We start from the raw sequence: 20075 nt of genomic DNA on the forward strand, positions 1-20075 counted from the left end.
CCTCAACCCGGCGAAATAGTGCACCTATCCCCTACTGGAGAAAGGACTAGCTCTCGGTGATACTCTCCGGAGCGTTCTCAACGGTTTCGCGGTTGATGCGTCGTTCGCGCAGCTGAGCCGCAATCACCAACACCGCAATAACAACGGCGAGAGCGAGCGGGAACATCCACGGCTCCAGCCCGAGAGCGGCAAGAATTGCGAAGCCAATGGTGGTGTAGATGCACGCCCACATGAAGGTGCCGACCAGCATCGCGGGCACCCAACGGCGCAGCGGCATCTTCGTGAAGCCGGTCGTGATGATGACTGCGGTTTGCAGACCCACGGTGAGAAAGCAGAGGGGCACGGCAATAACGCCCCACCGGTTAATCAAGCGGCGCGCTTTACGGTAGAGCGGGCTATCCATGGCCTTGCGGATGCGGTCGAGGCGGGCGCCACCTTCAGCAGCGAGCACACCGAGAGCGTACACGATGCTGGTACGGACGATACCGACCACCCACATGAAAGCTAGGGCAACCTCAATCGGGAGTGCGTCAAACCAATCTTTCACCCGGCTATTCTCTCATGAGCGGGCGTTATTGGCCTGATTGAAGGTTTTTGAGGCGTCTCATTTCGACTCATGGAGGGGCGCGAAAATTTTTTAAACTTTTTCAGGCGGGGACTATTGCCCCTTTTCGCCTGCAATGACGCGGATTTCACTTAGGGCAACCTTAGTTTATTGACAGGCTGTCGCTATTTTCAGCTTGTCACCCGCACGGGAATTAGGATATATTTTTATTACCGAATAGGTCAGGCCTTGTGGGAAGGCCTTCCTAGTCGGTCTAGAAGACTTTCTTCCTGTGTGTGATGCTGGAAAAGGAACCCCATGGACGGGGTTCCTTTTCTTTTTAACTTTTCCTCTCAGCATCCCCCCCCAGAACACGAAAACCCCGACAGTACGTACTGTCGGGGTTTTACGCATGAAAAGCTGGGCGCTTACTTCTTATCTTGGTCCTGGCGATGCAGAGCACTCAGCGGCTTGGGCAGCTGAACCGGGTTCCAGGTATTGCTGACCGATTCAAAGGAGGAGCCAGCACCGGGGTGACGGTTCGTCGAACGAACACCACCGCTCGCCGTAGCACCGGTCGAGAGCGCCGGGTCGTTCAGGGACGCAATATCCAGAGCATCGAACTCGGAATCATCCAGGACGTCCGGCAGAGGAATCTCTTCAGGAATCGATGGAACGGGAGCCTGAGTAGCAGGTGCCTGGCGGACGGGCGAACCATCACGTAGCGCCTGGCGAGCCATCGGCTGGGCCGGCTGGATAGTCGGCTGCTGTGCGGGAGCCTGCTGCTGAGCGGCAGACGCCTGGGCAAGCTGAGGCGCTACCGGCTGGGCAGGAACAACAGGGACCTGAGCAGATGCCTGAGCGGGTTGTGCAGGCTGAGCGGGTTGTGCAAACGGCACGGACTGAGTGCGCTGGGGCTGCACCGGCTGCTGCTGAACCGGCTGACTCGGAGCAACCGGAGCCTGAGCTACCTGATGCTGTGCCGCAGTACGCGGGGCACTAGCGGAGGGAGCGGCAGAACCGCTCTCCTGGTCAAAGAGCACGCTACCGCGGCGAATCGGCTGGAAGCGGCTCGGACGCTGCTGGCGGCGCTCCTGACGGTGACCCGCGGGCGCCTCCGCCGAACGAGCAGAACGGGCAGGTACGGGACGGGCAGCGTGAGAAGACTCAGATGCTACAGGTGCTTCTGCCTGGTGCGCCTCTTCAGAGGAGTCCACCGCAATGTGCGCACGGCTCGGGCGTGATGCCTCACGGTTCACGCCACGCGCAGGCTTGCGATTAGCAACCTCACGGCTGGCGGGGCGAGCCTGAGGCTCAGGCTCTTCAGTAGCTTCAGAATCTGCACTCTCGGCAGTCGAGTCCTCTACCGACTCGGAAGCGTCATCGTAAACTTCTTCGTCGTCGGACTCTTCGTACGCCTCAGCGTCATTATCCTCGGCATCTTCTGCCTTGGCACGGCGTGCTTCGCGGCTCGCCTTGACCTGGTTAGAGACAGACTCCAGCAAACCAAAACGGCTCACAGCCCATGCGCCGCCGGCAAGAATCAGGAAGAGAACAGCCCAACCCCACGCCAGAACACCGAAGAGAGCCAGAAGACCGGTGACCAGGGTAAGCACACCCAGGCCAGCCGCAACCAGCAGGGCAATACCGCTCGGGCTCGAGGTATCAAAGTAGGACAGCGGCGAGGGCTTCGGCTCCTCCACCACCGGAATTTCATCGGTGTAGGGAGCAGTCGGGGAAGAATCGCGAATCTGCGAGATAGAAGCCGTATCCGGGGCAGGCTGAACGGCATCCTCTACAGCGTGAGAGGAACGGGAAGAAGCCTGCGGAAGAGCAGAAGAAGGCAGGGAAGTACCCGGCGCCACCGCGTGATCGGAGGACTGGTACGCCTCCGATTCGTTCAACAGCACGCCAGCGGAGGCGAGAATATCCTCCGCGGTACGCTCGGCACTGATCAGGGGACGCTCAGGCTCCATGACAGGACCTGCGGGCGCGCGACGCAAGCTCCTGGGCACAAACCACAGCAACAAAATCACGGTCAGAATTACCAACACACCAGAGGTGTTCAAAAGCGTCATATCAGGTCGCCCTCTATCGTCCCTTTATCCCTAGACTTTAATCATACCCTTATATTCCCAATGCTTTCCATAAGAGGAAAGAATCGGGCTGGATATGCGCATATACCCCAGAAGGAATATGCACACAACGTCGCCGCATCCCTGAACCAGACATACCCTGAGCCCTCACCCAGTAGCACGCCACGCACATAACGGACACGAACGACGCAAAGGAAGGCGCCCTCCCTTGGGGACTAACGCCCCACCGGAAAGAACGCCTTCCTCAGCGTGGTTGGTATTTATCGGTTGCCCTCGTCAGAGAGCGGATGCAGAGTAATTAGCAGTTCTCTGCAACAAAGTCCTTCAGCCATGCGCGCAGGTCGTCACCGAACTCGGGGCGCTCAGCAGCAAGAATAACGTTTGCCTTCAGGTAGGACAGCTTGTCACCGGTGTCGAAACGGCGGCCGGAGAAGACCACACCGTAGACGCCTTCACCTTCGCCCTCGCCCTGAGCCAGGGTCTGCAGAGCGTCGGTCAGCTGAATCTCGCCGCCGCGGCCCGGAGCGGTGTTCTCCAGAACCTCGAAGACCTTCGAGCTCAGAACGTAACGGCCAATCACAGCGTAGTTCGAGGGAGCCTCGTCAGCAGCGGGCTTCTCAACCAGGCCGGTGATCTTCACGAAACCGTCTTCGCCCTCAACAGCCTCAATAGCAGCTGCACCGTAAGCGGAAATAGCCTCGCGGGGGACCTCCATCAGAGCAACGACGGAACCGCCGGTGCGCTCCTGAACCTCCACCATGCGAGAGAGCAGGTCTTCCTTCTCGTCAATCAGGTCATCACCGAGCAGAACAGCGAATGCCTCGTCGCCGACGTGGCGCTTTGCACGCAGAACAGCGTGGCCCAGACCCTTGGGGTCGCCCTGACGTACGTAGTGCAGGTCGCCGCCCATCTCATTGGTAGCTACCACAGAAGCGAGCAGAGCGTCCTTACCCTGCTCAGCAAGCTGCTGCTCCAGAACGGGAACGCGGTCGAAGTGATCCTCGAGAGCACGCTTGTTACGGCCGGTAATCATCAGAACGTCATTCAGACCGGCACGGATTGCTTCCTCCACCACGTACTGAATCGCGGGGCGATCGACGACGGGGAGCATTTCCTTGGGGGTTGCCTTCGTTGCGGGCAGGAATCGGGTGCCCAGACCAGCAGCAGGAATAACTGCCTTAGTAACAGACTTAATTTCAGTAGCCATGCCACAAGAATACCCTAAGTTGTAAAGTACTTAAGGCGTTTTATAGACACTACGACATGAAAAAAACTTCAACGTGACTAACTACATATCCATATGTGGCACATTCTTCGGTGCGCAAAGAAAAACCACCCCGCAGAACTCAGCGCTATTTTTCTCAAACCCTATACTAAAAAATGGAATCTACAACCCCTGCAGAATCGGGTATTTTCGCCGCCTACTAGGATGTCTTTACCCCGCCCGCGGATAGTTCTCAGGACATCTCCCCGCACAGGACCAACACACTCCGCTCTCTACAGGGCACCCCGATACTTCACACAAGACCCGCAACGACGATGGGACACACCATGCACCTCAACACCGCACCCGCCGCCAGCAACTCCGATGCCGGTGCCAGCGCAGACGATATCTCCCTGGATAAAGACATTCTCCGCTCCCAGATCCGCCCGCGCCGCCTCACCGCGCGCAGCCACCGCGGCGAACACGGCCAGCAGCAGATGCAGGAGCTCTTCACCGCCCATATCCTCGAGGCGGTTGCGCAGCGGCTCCACTCCCCCGGCACCATTGCGGCGTACCTGCCCACCAAGTCCGAGCCGCCCATCATCGAAGCACTAACCCGCCTGCACAAGGACGGACACCGCATCCTCGTACCCGTCGTACGCCCCGGCAGGAAACTCGCCTGGGTACACTGGGACCCCGCCGTCGAGCACCCGCTCAGCCCCATGGGCATCCCCGAACCCGAAGGCGAAGAACAGGACGAACGCGCCTTCGTCGACGCCGACCTGCGCCTCATCCCCGCACTCGCCTTTGATGCCGGCGGGCACCGCCTCGGTCAGGGAGGCGGCTACTACGACCGCATTATTCCCCTGCTCAGCGCACAACAGCTGGAGGAGCAGAGCATCGGTATCGTCTTCAGCGACGAAATCTACGAGGCTGTCCCCTACGACCAGTGGGATGCTATTCTGCCGGTCATCCTCACCGAGCAGGGTATCTACCGCACCCGTTAGCAGGTCTAAAAGTACCCGGTTCTCTTGTGCCTGCTTCGCCCTTGATTGACACCCCGAATCTTTATGCAAAAGCACAAAGATATGCGGGACACACCCACAAAATCACCCAAGAAAAAGGCAAAAAGAAACCAGAAATAGCTTTTTGAGAAGAAAACGCAAATAGCTCCCAACGTTTCAAAAGCGGTACACTCAAACCACGTTAATAAACCATCCCAGCGAAAACGGATACAGAAGGACAAAATGCCGGTCTACGTTTACCAGTGCAAGAATTGCAACCACGTCTTTGAACAGCGCCAGTCCTTTAGCGACGATGCGCTGCGCGTCTGCCCGCAGTGCGGCGAAGAAACCCTGCGCAAGCGCTACAACACCGTCGGCGTGACCTTCAAGGGTTCCGGCTTCTACAGCACCGACAAGGGCAACTCCTAAACGGGGTTCCACACCAGCCAAAACGAGGGGCGGGGCAACACAGGTTGCCCCGCCCCTCGGCGTTTTAAGAAGCACTCCCCCGCGGGAAGACGCTACACGATATTGTTACCCCAGTGCGGAGGACGTTGCTGACGCATCCATTCCAGACGCTCACGCTCCTCCGGGGTCAGCGGCTGCGCGGAAGCGGTCGCCTTCTTGGTACCGGCCTTCTGGGGGTTCTGTTGCTGAGCACCGGTTTTCTTCGCGGAAGCACCCGCGGCAGACGAGGTACCCGAAGCCACAACCGGCGGCGTCGTCACACCCACCAGCAGAGGTTCAGCCCCGCTCACCGAGCCGCCGCCGCTCACACGGCGGTGCCCACGGCGAGGCTTCGGCGTTGACGAATAACTAGCCACGAACCTCAGCGCCCTCATCCATATCCAGGTAGTGCAGCACGCGCGCCACCACGGCATCCGGATCGGCGAACACCTCCAGGGTGCCCAGGGTGATGTAGTTCCAGCCCGTGCGGCTCAGACGCTCCGGCACCAGGCGGGTACGCTCACGCACCGAAGCACGCGCATAGTTCGGCTCGCCATCGGAGCACGCCACCAGCGGCATAGCCGCCGGAACGCTCGGGTTCGACGAGACCACGGGAGCTACACCCAGCGCGGGAACCGGCTCAGCAGCCAGCTTCTCCGGGGCGTGTGCAATCAGAGCGATATCGCCCTCGCCGCGGGTCACGCGCACACCGCGAGCCTGCAGGCGCACCACCAAATCGTTCAGCAGCCAGTCGCCCAGATCCGGGGTGTCCGCATCGTCAGCCGCCAAGAACGCGTTACGCGGCAGGGTCTCCGGCACGCGCTGTGCCTTCGCCTCCACCTCTTCACGCGCCTGACGTTCCGCATGCTCACGCAGCAGGTGGTAGAAGTCCACCGCGCCATGGTGCAGCTTCTGCGGATCCAGCTCCGACGGGTCAATGCACGAAACAATGCGCAGCGCACGGCGGGCACGAGTCAACGCCACCACAAAGCCCTGACGACCGTGTTCGGCAGACAGCTGACCCAAATCGTACGATGCCTGGCCCAGGCGGGCGCGACCCACGCCCAGGGAGAAAATCACGGTATCGCGTTCAAGGCTCTCAGCGCGGGTCAGGTCGACCACGCGGAAAGACTCCTCACCGGCGGCGAAGAACGGCGCCAGCTGCGGGTACAGGCTCAGGGCGTGACGCACCGACTCAGCCACACGCTGGGCGTGCTTCGGGCTAGCCGTCACAACCGCCAGCGAACGGTCCGGGGTGCGGTACGCGTGCTCGAGCACCAGGTTCGTGACGCGCTCCACCTCAACACCGGGCGAATCCAGGTTCGCGTTATCGCTGACCTTACCGCGAGTATCAATGTACTCAACGGTCAGAGAGCCGGCAGGCTGGGCGGAGGCGCGGCTCACCGGAGCCGCATGCAGCTGCGAACCGTAGAACTCACGGTTCAGGTAGTCCAGAATCACCGGGTCCATGCTGCGGTGCAGCATCGCCAGGGTGCGGTTGGGCAGTACGGTAGCGAGCACGTCGAAGGTGCTGTCCAGCTGCTCGTCGGTCGGCTCGGGCGCACCGAAAGTCGGCGCGGACACGATGAACGGCGAGGGGTAACCCGAGTGCGGGTCGCCCAGGGCAATCACCTGGTCGGCGCGGGTAATCGCCGGCAGGTTCGCCGCCAACGGGGTCGACTCAGAATCCAGCAGCAGCACCGTATCAAAACGCATGGATGCGGGAACCTTGCGCGCCAGGGCGAAGGGGCTCGCGGTCCACAGCGGAAGCAGGGTACGCGCCATGACCGGGGCGTGGGTCAGCAGCTCCTCCAGCACGAACTCGTAGCCGCGCAGCTGGCTCTTCAGGTAGGCCGCCTGGTCGTGCTCGGATTCGATGCGGTCGGTCCACACGCGCGCGACCTTTGCCAGAAGGCGGGCCGGGGCGCTGGTCATGTGGGCGTAGTCAGCGCGACGGAAGCGGGATTCGGTGTCTCGCAGGCGGTCGCCGTCCAGCAGCTTACCCTCGTGACGTTCCAGCAGGAACTCCAGCGCGGACTGCCACCATGCGAGTTCCAGCTCAGCGGCCACCGTCTCGGTGGGCACCTGACGGGCGTACAGGTCATCCAGCAACTCGGACAGGCCGCGTTCGTGAAGCTTCTGTTGGAGCGCGTCACGTTCGGGCAGGGTCATGAGCAGGACGCGGTCGCCCATAAGGACGTCCAGGCGGGCGTCCAAAACGTCCAGGTCGGTGCGCACAAAGTCGGTGCCGTCGATCGTATCGGCAAGCACGATACCCAGGCCCGCCAGCTCGGACACCAGGGAATTCAGGGCGTCGGCCAGCTGATCCAGGTTCTGCGGAATCTGCGGGGTGCGGGGTGCCTCGATATGGCGAATCCACTCGGCACGTTCGGTCTGCACAATCTTGAGCTGTTCGTGCAAATCCCCGATGTTCACGCCGGGCAGGATGTACTCCTTAGCCGCGCGACGCAGGCGAGAGCGCTGCATACTGCTCATCTCGATGCCGTTCTCGCGACGCCACGCACCGGAGGCGGTTGCGGCAATCAGATCGGTCACGGGGCGGTCGTACACATCGGCGCGGAAACGCTTAAGCGTCTCGCGAATGCGCATCAGGATCGCCAGCTGCGACTCCCACTCGGCAATCGTGCGGCCCGGGCGCAGGCCCAGCATGGCAGCCATACGGTTCATGGCCTCGCGCAGGTTCAGCAGGGAGGACTTCAGGGTAATGACCAGGGCGTAGGCCTCCGCAGCCTCCTCGTCATTGACCAGGCGGGCGCGGTACCACGGCGAGGTACGCGAGGCCGCGGCGAATCCGTCAATCTCGCCCAGGCGCACCAGCTCGGCGCGCACCTGCTCACGCTCCAGGAGGGAGTCCAGCATGGGGCGGTCAAAGCGCACGCGGGTGGCCGGGCCGTCCTCGGATGCGGTCAGCTCAGCCAGACGCTGCAGCGCCGAGTAGACGGAAATCTGCCAGTTCGCGTCCTTGTTCAACAGGGCGCGGGTGTGGTCGAGCAGGGCGGCGCGAGTCGCGACGAGCTCTTCGTTCAGGTCCTCGGAGTTCGGCTCTTCCGCGCTCTCGTTGCGCACAATCGCGCGAATGAATTCGGCTCGCTGAGCCTCAGAATCGTGCTCGGCAAGCAGGTCGTAGCGCAGGCTCTCGATGCCGGTGCGCTTGAGTAGCGCAGAGAATTCGGCGAGAGTGGAGCGCTTCTCGCCCACGACGAGCACGGACTTACCGCGACCCATCAGCGCGGATGCAATGTTCACGGCGGTGCGCAACGGCTCGGTGCCGGGTGCCGCAGTGATAGTGAAGGAGAAACCGCTGACCGCGGTGTCGATAATCTCCTGGGCGTTCGCGTCAGCGTCCAGCAAGAGCATTTCTTCTGCAGGGTCGCGCTGGTCCAGGGGCTGCTGCAGGTTGTGGGCGTTGAGCTCGCGCGGCTTCACGCCGGGAACCTTCAGTGCCGCCAGGTCACGCACCAGCGGGGTGATGGCGGTGTGCGGCAGCTCGCCCAGGCTTTCCTTCAGGTCAGCAAAGGTGGAGATGAAGTACTTCGACTCAATGGTCATGCCCGGAATACGACCGGCGGATGCGCGCATACGCTCAATGACCGGCTCGGGGTCCAGACGGGACATGGAGTTCGCCAGCTGCGCCACGTCCATGGTGCCCAGGTCGATGCCGTACTCCTGCTTGATCTGGCGAACCATCGCAGGGTTCAGGCGCGCGGAACCGGCGAGGCGCAGCTCGAAGTCGTCGTCCTTCGGGTGCGGGGTGATGCTCAGCGGCGCCATGAGGATTGGCGCGATGAAGCGCTTCTCGTAGGCGGCAGCATCCTCGCGGGTGTCGTGCGACAGCCAGGAGGCGGTACCCGCCACGAAGTAGCCGGAGTCCAGGCCGTGGTCGGTGGCGAGTTCGTAGATCTTGGTGCGCAGGGTGCGTGCGGAGCGCATGCCCGCCTCCAGCTGCGACTTGTCGCGCAGGATCGTGGAGAGGCGGGTCTTACGTCCGGCGAGCAGCTGTGCCAGACCGGAGGGGTTCGCCTCGGACAGGTCGATGTGCACGTAGTCGACCTGGTTGAAGTCGAGCATCGCGTCGGGGCCGGTGTAGACGTCCATCTGTTCCGCCCAGCGCTCAAGCCCCGCCGAGGGGTCAAAGTCCTCGTGGGCGGGGTTCAGGTGTGCGGGCAGCTCGGCGATGTTGATTTCGTCGGCTACTTCGTGGGTTTCCTCTGCTGAGGTCGCGGCGGCTGCGGCGGGCTGAGTGTTGTCAGCCGGGGTGCCGGGTGCGTGCTGCGCGTCGGTAGGCTCGGGAATCTGGTTCACGTCGTGAGTGTCCTTGTGGGTCAGTGCGGTGTACGTTTGCGCGTACACACCGAAGATGGTGGTTCTTCCGGGGTCCTCTGCCCGGTGTGCCTCATGCGGTGCTTTAAGCGGGGCGGGTGTCAGCGCACGCCCGTATGCTCAATGCTCCTGTGTGCTTAATACGCAGGGTGCTTACTTCGACCACATTGCGAGGTTGGCGACGAGCAGCACTACGGTCACCAATACGTAGAAGACCAGGGCAGGCAGAAGCGCCCAACGGTACTTGGGCGCCAGCTCGCCTTCCAGGTTGCCGAAGCGCAGGGAGCGGAAGAGGAAGAAGCTCAGAATCGCGCCGGGCAGGTTACCGATGATGACCAGCAGAATGGTCAGGTACAGGGCGTAGGCTCGTTCGGTGCGTTCATTCTCTGCACCTGCGAACTTGAGGGTGCCGCCCAGCAGCAGGCTGAGGCAGGCGTTCAGGAACGCCACGGTGAAGAAGGGAATCTTCAGGGCTGCTTGGAAATCCATCTGGGAGTTCGCTGCGCCCAGTGCAATCCACAGCAGCAACAGCGCGGGGATAATCATGAGGTACCAGAACAGGTACTTACGCATCTTCTCGGTGTTTTCGATGAGCGCGAAAATTGCGGTCACAGGGTGTCTCTTTCAGATGGTCTCAGGCGGATTCGGTCGGATTCAGGAGGATGAGCAGAGGGTGCAGGTAGGCACAGTAATGCCTTGTCAGGCGTCGGTTTCGTCCCCAGCGTTGAGGGCGTCGTCCACCTGGTCCTGCAGAGATTCGCGGCGCTCATTCTCAACGTGTTCAATGTAGCGGCGCACGATGTAGTCCAGCAGCACCGACAGCGCAACGAAGGAGTAGTAGGGCTTACGCTGGGTGCTGATGTGGGTGGGGGTGGTCTGGTAGTGCAGGGAGTACTCAGCGTGCGAGGACATGTAGTTCACACCAATAGCGGTCACCGCAATCATGGGGATGCGGCGCAGCGCCAGCATCTTAATGTGTTCGCGCATGTTCTCGGTCTGACCGGAGAAGGACACAATGATGACCACGTCGTCCTGGGTCATATTGTTCATGGCGCTTTCGAACTCATTGCGTGCCGGGATGACCTGGCAGAACTTACCGCAAACCTGCATGGACTTGGCAAATTCCTGCACGGCATTGCGCTGAGCGTAGCCGGTACCGAAGCAGTACACAGTGCGAGCCTCATGGATGCGCTTGAGCAGTCCGCTCAGTTCCATGTGCTCGAGGTAGTCGTAGGTGCGCTGAATATCTTCGCGGCCGCTCTCAATGAACCGCGGGTTGAAGGGTTCGCTGCGGTTCAGAGAGGACTTAATGAAGTACTTCAACTCAGCAAATCCGGAGAAGTTCAGCTTCTTCGTCAGGCGAATAATTGAGCTGGTCGAAGTATACGTTTTATGTGCCAAAGAGTTGATCGTTGACTCCGCAACGAACTCTTCATTTTCTAGCATGAATGCCAAAATTTCCCGTTCAGTTTCACTGAATCGGTGCTGGTTCGCATTCACGACGTCTTGTAAATCCACTCAAAGCTCCTGAATCCGATGGTGAGCAATATATAAATAGTACACGCTCTAGGGTCATCGGCCAGGGTGGGTGGGGGTGGTCGTATCTCACTTTGGGTGGGTGCCTCGTGCAGATTTGAGTCCAGGCACGCGCCCGGGTACAGCTTCGCCGGCGGCATCGGTGTTATCCGATACCGCCGGCGAAGTCTATACCTTATGAGGCGTCATACCGTCAGGCGGTTGAAAGCTGATACCTCTTAGGAGAGGGTCTTAGCTTCGTTCACCATGGTCTCGAAACGCTCGCGAACCTGGGGAACGTCCATACCGACGATGACCTGGAATGCCTTGCCCTTGCGGACCAGACCCAGAGCGCCTGCATTCTTGAAGTCTGCATCCGAGGGGCTGACGAGGGACTCATCAGCAACGGAGACACGCAGGCGGGTTGCGCAGTTGTTCACGGTGGTGATGTTCTCTGCGCCACCGAGCAGTTCGAGGAAGCCAGCTGCACGGGGTGCGTAGAGGTCGCCGTCAGCGGACTCAGCAGCTGCGCCGCCGTTCTTCTCAGCAGCCTTAGCTGCCTTGTACTCTGCCTTGCTGTAGAGCTTGGTCTCGCCGCCGTCTTCTTCACGACCGGGGGTCTTGAAGTCGAACTTCAGAATCATGAAGCGGAAGATTAGGAAGTACAGGACGGTGAAGCACAGGCCCACACCAATCTGCATGAGGTAGGTGCCGGAGTGGTTTGCCCACAGCGGAATCCAGTTCTGGAACAGGAAGTCAAGCAGACCGCCACCCATGTAACCAACCAGACCCAGCTGGTACATGATTGCTGCCATGGATGCTGCCAGGATTGCGTGGACCAGGAACAGCGGGGGTGCCAGGAACAGGAAGGTGAACTCGAGGGGCTCGGTGATACCAATCAGGATTGCGGTAAGGCAGACGGGGATCATCAGAGCGAGAACTTCCTTGCGCTTCTCGGGACGAGCAGTGGTGTAGAACGCCGCTGCGATACCGATGGGTGCAAAGACCTTGGAGTTACCGTGCAGTGCGAAGCCGCCGCCGGGGAACAGTTCCTTCAGGGGCTTGTCGCTCTTTGCGAACTCGGTCAGGTGGGTCGGCCAGTCCTTAGCAATACCGTTCGGGGTAACAACATTACCGAAGACGAACGGGGAGTAGATGAAGTGGTGCAGACCGGTCGGAATCAGGAAGCGCTCGAGGAAAGTGTAAACCCACACGCCGAGTGCGCCGGATGCGATGAAGAAGCCCTGCAGGGAGGAGATGCCGTGCTGAGCGTAGGGCCACAGCCAGGAGAACAGGAATGCCACGGGCATCATCAGGAAGAAGCAGACGCCGTAGACGTACTGGGAACCCTGGAAGATACCGAGGAAGTCGGGCAGCTTCTTGTCGAACCAGCGGTTGTGTGCCCACACCACGATTGCGGAGATGATGATTGCACCGAAGATACCGGTGTCCATGGTCTTGATACCGGCGATCATCTTCAGACCGGTACCTGCCGCGCTCTTAGAGATGTCGGTGGTGTAGTCCAGGTCGAAGAAACCGGTGCCGCCCTTGCCCCATACCTTGAGCATGGTGCCGACGAAGTAGTTGAAGGTCAGGTAGACCATTGCAGCTTCCATCACTGCACGTGCGTTAGCGGTCTTTGCCAGTGCAATGGGCAGACCAATCACGAAGAGCAGTTCCATCTGGTTGAAGACGGTCCATGCGCCGGACTCCCAAACGGACCAGAAGTGGTTCCACGCGCTTTCCTTGTCAGCAGCGAGGGGGATCAGGTCGCCGTTCTGTGCAATGATCGCAATACCGACCGCGAGGCCAGCGAATGCGAAGAGAAGAACGGGTGCCAGCATGGCAGAGCCGAACCTCTGTACTTTTTCCATCATGAGGCTATACGCCCTTTCGGGTTGTCGAGTGAGCGGACGCAGGGGTTGGCGATCATTGCCAGCCTGCGATGGTCACGCCGCATCTTTATACCTCCAAACGAAAGTATATGAGACGGGTGCCACATATCCTGCGTGCGCTAAATGCCGAATGTGTTTTAGACAGAAACAATAATGCCAGGTATTACCTACCCGCAGGTACCAAAACTGTGAGTTTTGAAAGAGTTTTTCAGAACCTGAAACATCTCCCGGCACTGGTTAAAAATACTGAGGGCGGATGCGACTTTTCCCCTATTACTCAGCCCACAGAATCGATAGCATAAACAGTGCACCCATAGGTCAGAGTGCATAAACACTCACCACCTCAATACGCGGTGCGCATATCATTCTTCAACCTCACACATACCCCGGACTTAATACATGCGCTTCCTCACCCTCAATACGCACAGCTGGTGCGAAATCCACCAGATTGCCAAGATCCGTACCCTCGCCAAGTTCATTATTGAACAGCAGGTGGACGTCATTGCGTTGCAGGAAGTCAATCAGCTCACCTCCACCCCCGTGGTGAAGGAGCCCCTCAACTACCGCGGCGGCGCCGGCGTTCCGGTCCGCGAAGACAACTACGCCCTGCTGCTCGTACAGGCGCTCAACGAAATGGGCGTCCGCTACGAATGGACCCTCACCGAAACCCACATCGGCTGGGACCGTTACGACGAATGCGTAGCCATCCTCTCGCGCCTGCCGATTCGCGGCATCAAGCCCATCAATATGTCCCCCGGCTACGGCTACCACCAGGTACAGCGCCGCGCCGCACAGGCAGCGCTCATCGAGACTGAGACGGGTACCTTCTGGTGCGCCACCACCCACATGTCCTGGTGGGACTTCGACGGCGAACCCCTCTTCGCGCAGGAATACGAACACCTCTCGCAGGAGCTTGCCGAGTGCGCCCGCACCGCCCCGGTACTGCTCGGCGGCGACTTCAACTCCGCAGCACACCTGAGCGATGAAGGCTACGCGCTGGTCACCTCCAGCGGCATGATTGATACCCGCTCCCTGGCGGAGCACACCGACGGCGAGAACACCGTCCACCGCGAAATCGCCGGGTGGGAAGGTAGCACGGATGCCAAGCGTATCGACTTCGTCTTCGCAGATCGCCTGCTCACGGTCAACTCGCACGCGGTAGTCTTCCGCGACAACTCCCCCGAAGCTATCTCCGACCACAGCGGCCTGCTTCTGGAAATTGACCCCTCCAGCTGGGCGCCGGAGAGCCTCCTTACGCCCCTCACCAGCCAGTCCTAAACAACCCAAGGCTTAACCGCCCGCACCGCAGCAGGGCGAACCGCACAACACTCATCTACCCCAAAGGAGGGAACCCCAATGACGACCCAGACCCAGTGGTGGCAGGAACCCGTTGTCTACCAGATCTACCCCCGTTCCTTCAACGACTCCAACGGCGACGGCATCGGCGACCTGCCCGGCATCACCGAGAAGATTCCGTACCTCGCCAACCTGGGTATTCAGGTGCTGTGGCTCTCCCCCATCTACGCGTCCCCGAACGACGACAACGGCTACGACATCTCCGACTACCGTGCGATCATGACCGAGTTTGGCACCATGGAAGACTTCGATGAGCTGCTCGAAACCGCGCACAAGCACGGCATCAAGCTCATGATGGACCTGGTTGTCAACCACACTTCCGACGAGCACGAATGGTTCAAGCAGGCACGCTCCTCCAAGGACAACCCCTACCGCGACTACTACATTTGGCGCGACCCCAAGGGCTTCGATGAGGACGGCAAGCCGATTCCGCCGAACAACTGGATTTCTTGCTTCAGCCCCTCCGTATGGGAGTGGGACGAGACGACCGGCCAGTTCTACCTGCACTACTTCTCCATCAAGCAGCCCGACCTGAACTGGGAGAACCCGAAGGTCCGCGAAGAGGTCTACGACATCATGCGCTTCTGGCTGGACAAGGGCGTGGACGGCTTCCGCATGGACGTCATCAACCTGATTTCCAAGGACCTCTCCTTCCCCGAGGATCCCGCAGTTCTGGCTGGCGGCCTCGACAACTCCCTGGCTGTCGCTGCTAACGGCCCGCGCGTGCACGAGTTCCTGCAGGAAATGAACCGCGAGGTGCTCAGCAAGTACCCGGTCATGACCGTGGGCGAAACCCCCTGCGTGACCGTGGACGACGCCGCGCTCTACACCGGCTTCGACCGCAACGAACTGCAGATGGTCTTCCAGTTCGAGCACATGGATGTGGATGCCTCCGAGGGCGGCGTGACCGGCAAGTGGTCCGACCGCCGCTTCAACCTGGTTGACCTCAAGAAGGTCCTCACCCACTGGCAGGAGGGTCTGCACGGCCGCGGCTGGAACTCCCTGTACTGGAACAACCACGACCAGCCGCGCACCGTCTCCCGCTTTGGTAACGACTCCCCCGAGTACCGCACCGTCAGCGCCAAGATGCTGGGCACCGTACTGCATCTGATGCAGGGCACCCCCTACATCTACCAGGGTGAAGAGCTGGGCATGACCAACGTCTTCTTCGACGACGTCAAGGACTACAACGACCTGGAGATTCACGACTCCTGGCGCAAGTACGTTGAGGAGTCCGGCCGCGTCTCCGCCGAGGACATGCTGCGCTACATCAGCGCCTCCGGCCGCGATAACGCACGCACCCCCATGCAGTGGACCGCCAGCGAGAACGCAGGCTTCACCACCGGCACCCCGTGGCTGAAGCTGAACCCACGCTACACCGAAATCAACGCAGAAGCAGAGCTGGCTAACCCGGATTCGGTGTTCTACCACTACCGCGACCTGATTAGCCTGCGCCGCGAGCACCCGATCATCCTGACCGGCGAGTACCGCCTCCTGGATGAAGAGGATGACCAGGTCTACGCCTACCTGCGCGTGAACTCTGACGAGGACGCCGCTGCAACCGGCGAGCGCGCCCTGTTGGTCGTCGCCAACTTCACCGATGACACCGTGCAGCTGAACTACGCGGGCGGCAACCTGGATTCGGTGGTTCTGACCAACTCGCAGGCGCTCTCCCCGACCGAGCTGAAGGCTATCGAGAACACTCCGAAGCTGATCAGCTCGAACTACCGCGATGAGAACCGCGAGTTCACCGACGAGGGCACCCTGCTGCGCCCCTACGAGGCGAAGGTTTACCTCTTCGGCAACGCTAAGTAGGCACGCCCCAAAAATGTAATGCGCGAGGGGGATCCGGCACAGACATTCCGGTCCCCCTCGCCCTATACTTCAATCACAGACACCTTTTTCCTCTTCGGCGTAACCCGCCGGTACAGAAAGGCAATTATGAGCAACTCCGAGGCATACGAGGTTCCCTCCTACGAGGGCCGCCAGTGGTGGAAGGAAGCCGTGGTGTACCAGGTGTACCCCCGCTCCTTCAACGACGCAAACGGCGACGGCATCGGCGATCTGAAGGGTATCACCGAGAAGCTGCCCTACCTGGCTAAGCTGGGCATCAACGTCATCTGGCTCTCCCCCGTGTTCGATTCGCCGAACGTGGATAACGGCTACGACATCTCTGACTACTTCGCCATCATGAGTGACTTCGGCACCATGGAAGACTTCGACGAGATGCTTGAGACCGCTCACAAGCACGGCATCAAGATTCTGATGGACCTGGTCGCTAACCACACCTCCGACCAGCACCCCTGGTTCAAGGAGTCCCGCTCCTCCAAGGACAACCCCTACCGCGACTACTACATCTGGAAGGACCCGAAGGGCTTCGACGAGGACGGCAACCCGATTCCTCCGAACAACTGGGCGTCCGAGTTCGGTGGCCCGGCGTGGGAGTGGGACGAGGCGACCGGCCAGTTCTACCTGCACATCTTCTTCAAGGAACAGCCCGACCTGAATTGGGAGAACGAGAAGGTTCGCGAGGACCTGTACTCCATGGTTCGCTGGTGGCTGGACAAGGGTGTTGACGGCTTCCGCCTGGACGCTATCAACATCATCTCCAAGCCCGAGGGCTTCCCGGATGACCCCTCCACCGACTTTGAGAAGCACACCTCCTCGATTCCGTTCGTTATCTCCAACGGCACCATGGTGCACCCGTGGATGAAGGAGCTCACCCGCGAGACCTTCAGCCGCTACGACGTGATGACCGTGGGCGAGACCAGTGCAACCAGCCCCGAGGACGCTAAGCTGTGGGCTGGCTACCACACCGGTGAGCTGAACATGATCTTCCACTTCGATCACATGGGCGTGGATAACGACCCGAACGGCTCCCTGGGCGGCAAGTGGTCCTACGCGCCGTACAAGCTGACCGAGCTCAAGCGCATCCTGAACGACTGGCAGACCACTCTGGAGGGTAACGCCTGGGGTTCGCTGTACTGGAACAACCACGACCAGCCGCGCGTGGTCTCCCGTTTCGGTAACGATTCGGATGAGTTCCGCACCCTGTCCGCTAAGCAGCTGGCGACCACTCTGCACTTCATGCAGGGCACCCCGTACATTTACCAGGGTGAAGAAATTGGCATGACCAACGTGAAGTTCGATTCGATTGAGGACTACCGCGATGGTGACTCGATTCGCTTCTACGAGGACATGCACGTGGACCACAAGCGTCTGAGCCACGAAGAGGCGATGCAAGCGATCTACATCAAGGGCCGCGACAACGCTCGTACCCCGGTTCAGTGGGATGCCTCCGCTAACGGCGGTTTCAGCCCCGAGGGTGTTACCCCGTGGATTGCTGTGAACCCGAACTACCCGGCGATTAACGCTGAGGCTGTTCTGGCGGATGAGGATTCGATCTTCTACCACTACCAGCAGCTGGTGGCTCTGCGCCGCGGCAAGCTGAAGGACCTGATGGTTTACGCATCCTTCGCTCCGGTGGATTCGGTTCAGGTTCCGCACAACGAGGATGAGGCTGTGTACGCGTACACCCGTACCGGTGGCGCGGACGGTTCCCCCGCGAATGAGTCTCTGCTGGTGATTTCGAACTTCACCGCTGAGGAGCAGGAGCGTGACTTCGCGCTGCTGAACGAGGCTCGTGAGGCGGGCGCTCGTGTTGAGCTGGTGAGCTCGAACTACAAGGACGATGCGGGTTCGACCCTGCGCCCCTACGAGGCGAAGGTGTACCACATCGTTCGCTAAGCGCTGTAGCTCGTTGAGTGCTACCGCGTGCCGATAAGGTGAATAGACAGTTGAAGGAGGGTGAGGCTTATGCCCCGCCCTCCTTCTGCTGTCTTTCTTGTTGTATTCTTGGTTGTCCCAGCGTGCTTTCTTGGCTCTAATTAGCTGGCGAATACGAGCTGCAGGATTGGTACGGCGAGCGCAATCATTCCCACGCTGACGACCGCCCCGGCGGCAATGACGGGGGCTGCGGTGCCTTCGTGCCGGTAGTGTGTTTCGAGGATGACGATGTTGGCGGCTGGCGGCAGGACCGCAAGGATGAAGAGCACCTGCGGATGCGCGAGCAGCTGGTCAAAGTGCACGCCCGCCGCATCGTGCGCCCAGCGGGCAAGCGCCAGCACGCCGACGCTGTAGACGCTCACGAGCCCGGCGCGTATGAGAGCCCATCCGGCGGCGCGGGTCAGGTCGGCGCGGTGCAGTTTGGCGGCGCCGAGCCACATGCCCAGCACGATCATTCCGATAAAGCTGAAAACCCAGGTGAGCACCCGGTAGAAACCCGCCCCGTGCTGGCTCAGGAACGGTCCTGCGGGCAGGCAGAGCAGTCCCACCACCACGGCGATAACGGGCGGGCTGGTACGCAGACCCCGCAGCACCGTGCGGAGGGTTCCGCCACGGCTTCTAGTGGCTCGTGCGTCCGGTGCGTTGCCCTCCCCCGCCTCGGCATCTGTCTTGGAACCACCGCGTAGCAGCGAGGTGCCCAGGATATTGCCCATGATGGAGTTGCCGATATACGCGCCAATGTACACGCGCACGGCTTCCTCGCCCCAGAATCCGGCAACCACAGGGATGCCGAAGAGCCCCGCGTTCAGGTACACGAAGGCGAGCTTCTGCACGGGGTCGCCGGTGATGCGCCCGGCGCAGAGCACGCCAAGGAGCATCAGCACCATGGTGGAGGCGGCAACAAAGAACAGCTCGGGACGGCTGGTTGCGACGGTGTAGATGATGACGGCGGGAATGATCCAGCGGGTCAGCAGGGTTGAGGCGTCTTCTTTGAGGCGGGTGCTCCAGCGATCGGGTAGCAGTAGCGCGAGCCCCAGACCTAGACCTAGGTAGATGAGTGGGAGGATGATTCCCATGCTCGTTCCTTTCGCTGTAGCTCTGCTGTTTTTGCCGCGTTAGGGCGTGTCTAATAACCCTACCCTGAACCTTCAGGTTGAGGTTGATTATTTTTTCTCTGTGGTTTTCGGATTTTTCGCGTCATATTGCATCATATTCCGCCAAACCCTCGTTTTTTATGCGGTTCGCTTCTAATCTTGAAATATAGAAAGGATATATTTTCAGCGTATTCTTTCAATCTATCGCCGACACTCATTTTCTCGCATCATTAGACGCGCTGTTGTTTCTTCTCATGCGAGGTTATACGCTCAGGAGCCCGCAATGCAGCAACCGTATCTTTCTTCTCCTCCCGATGCTGGAGGCGTCCCTCACCGTTCTGTGAAGACCCCCGCGAAGGCGCAGGGGCAACATGCCGGTGTGCATATTCCGTGGCGTTCTTCTTCGGCTCCCTCAGCCCCTAATACTTCGAGCATAGTGGTTGAGACTACCGTAGCTTCTGTTGCGCCCGTAGCGCCTATGAGCGGTCCTGAACGTACGTTTAGGGTCCCGCACCCAGTGCTGAGTGCTATCTCGTGGCTGATTGCGGCCGCGAGCGCTGCATGGCTTGTGATTCTGGGCGTTTCGTTGGCGTTGAATGTCGCTTCGGGAGTGAGCCACGATTCTGAGTTTATGATGCTGACCTACGGCGTGTACATGGCGTGCGCGTTTGGGTTCTGCTGCTTTGGCACGTTTTTTGCTCTGCATTTTGGATTGGGGTCGAGCGCTCATTGGCGTGATTCGATTCGCCACCCGAATCACCCGCACTAATAGGTTTATTTCTTGGTGTAGTTT

At 60.2% G+C, this 20075-nt stretch carries 15 protein-coding genes; 6 read left to right on the forward strand and 9 right to left on the reverse strand.

The genetic code is table 11. From position 1 onward, the window contains the following. Positions 1-46: 46 nt before the first annotated feature. From RWZ58_RS00890 to galU, 3 genes are all read right to left on the reverse strand, one after another. Complete coding sequence (locus tag RWZ58_RS00890) at positions 47-547, reverse strand: hypothetical protein (protein ID WP_314656809.1); 501 nt, start codon at positions 545-547, stop codon at positions 47-49. A gap of 425 nt (positions 548-972) precedes the next feature. Further along, on the reverse strand, positions 973-2622 hold the full coding sequence (locus RWZ58_RS00895) for a hypothetical protein (protein ID WP_314656811.1): 1650 nt from the start codon (positions 2620-2622) through the stop codon (positions 973-975). Positions 2623-2938: 316 nt separating this feature from the next. Further along, positions 2939-3847 (reverse strand): UTP--glucose-1-phosphate uridylyltransferase GalU, encoded by a 909-nt coding sequence (gene galU / locus RWZ58_RS00900; RefSeq protein WP_314656812.1) that lies wholly within the window; start codon positions 3845-3847, stop codon positions 2939-2941. A 344-nt stretch (positions 3848-4191) separates the two neighbouring features. On the opposite strand from galU, the gene RWZ58_RS00905 reads away from it, so the two are divergent. Continuing rightward, the gene (locus RWZ58_RS00905) at positions 4192-4851 is read left to right on the forward strand and encodes a 5-formyltetrahydrofolate cyclo-ligase (RefSeq protein WP_314656814.1); all 660 of its coding nucleotides are present in this window, start codon (positions 4192-4194) and stop codon (positions 4849-4851) included. Between the two features lie 240 nt (positions 4852-5091). Continuing rightward, positions 5092-5277: an FmdB family zinc ribbon protein gene (locus RWZ58_RS00910; RefSeq protein ID WP_005505091.1), complete on the forward strand. Its 186-nt coding sequence runs from the start codon at positions 5092-5094 to the stop codon at positions 5275-5277. 92 nt (positions 5278-5369) lie between these two features. On the opposite strand, the gene RWZ58_RS00915 is transcribed toward RWZ58_RS00910, so the two are convergent. The 5 genes from RWZ58_RS00915 to RWZ58_RS00935 form a co-directional block, all read right to left on the reverse strand. After that, on the reverse strand, positions 5370-5672 hold the full coding sequence (locus RWZ58_RS00915) for a hypothetical protein (protein ID WP_314656816.1): 303 nt from the start codon (positions 5670-5672) through the stop codon (positions 5370-5372). Continuing rightward, positions 5665-9666 (reverse strand): DNA helicase, encoded by a 4002-nt coding sequence (locus tag RWZ58_RS00920; RefSeq protein ID WP_314656818.1) that lies wholly within the window; start codon positions 9664-9666, stop codon positions 5665-5667. The genes RWZ58_RS00915 and RWZ58_RS00920 overlap by 8 nt, the downstream gene beginning before the upstream one ends. A gap of 123 nt (positions 9667-9789) precedes the next feature. After that, entirely contained in the window at positions 9790-10248 is a 459-nt protein-coding gene (locus tag RWZ58_RS00925) for a cell shape determination protein CcmA (RefSeq protein WP_314656819.1), read from the reverse strand. A gap of 87 nt (positions 10249-10335) precedes the next feature. Next, positions 10336-11154: a MurR/RpiR family transcriptional regulator gene (locus RWZ58_RS00930; protein WP_314656820.1), complete on the reverse strand. Its 819-nt coding sequence runs from the start codon at positions 11152-11154 to the stop codon at positions 10336-10338. Between the two features lie 236 nt (positions 11155-11390). After that, on the reverse strand, positions 11391-13028 hold the full coding sequence (locus RWZ58_RS00935) for an alpha-glucoside-specific PTS transporter subunit IIBC (protein ID WP_049353733.1): 1638 nt from the start codon (positions 13026-13028) through the stop codon (positions 11391-11393). Positions 13029-13445: 417 nt separating this feature from the next. On the opposite strand from RWZ58_RS00935, the gene RWZ58_RS00940 reads away from it, so the two are divergent. The 3 genes from RWZ58_RS00940 (at position 13446) to RWZ58_RS00950 (ending at position 18149) form a co-directional block, all read left to right on the forward strand. Continuing rightward, positions 13446-14324, forward strand: coding sequence for an endonuclease/exonuclease/phosphatase family protein (locus RWZ58_RS00940; RefSeq protein WP_314656821.1), 879 nt, complete (start codon positions 13446-13448; stop codon positions 14322-14324). A gap of 78 nt (positions 14325-14402) precedes the next feature. After that, a complete protein-coding gene (locus RWZ58_RS00945) occupies positions 14403-16217 on the forward strand; it encodes an alpha-glucosidase (protein WP_314656823.1) in 1815 nt (604 codons plus the stop codon). Between the two features lie 126 nt (positions 16218-16343). Beyond that, positions 16344-18149 (forward strand): alpha-glucosidase, encoded by a 1806-nt coding sequence (locus RWZ58_RS00950; protein WP_314656824.1) that lies wholly within the window; start codon positions 16344-16346, stop codon positions 18147-18149. Positions 18150-18289: 140 nt separating this feature from the next. Here RWZ58_RS00950 and RWZ58_RS00955 read toward each other — a convergent pair whose 3' ends face one another. Continuing rightward, positions 18290-19264 (reverse strand): permease, encoded by a 975-nt coding sequence (locus RWZ58_RS00955; RefSeq protein WP_314656826.1) that lies wholly within the window; start codon positions 19262-19264, stop codon positions 18290-18292. Positions 19265-19799: 535 nt separating this feature from the next. Here RWZ58_RS00955 and RWZ58_RS00960 point away from each other — a divergent pair. Further along, positions 19800-20051, forward strand: coding sequence for a hypothetical protein (locus tag RWZ58_RS00960; RefSeq protein ID WP_314656828.1), 252 nt, complete (start codon positions 19800-19802; stop codon positions 20049-20051). Positions 20052-20075: the final 24 nt, after the last annotated feature.

It is taken from the genome of uncultured Rothia sp., assembly GCF_963544205.1.
Lineage (GTDB): Bacteria > Actinomycetota > Actinomycetes > Actinomycetales > Micrococcaceae > Rothia.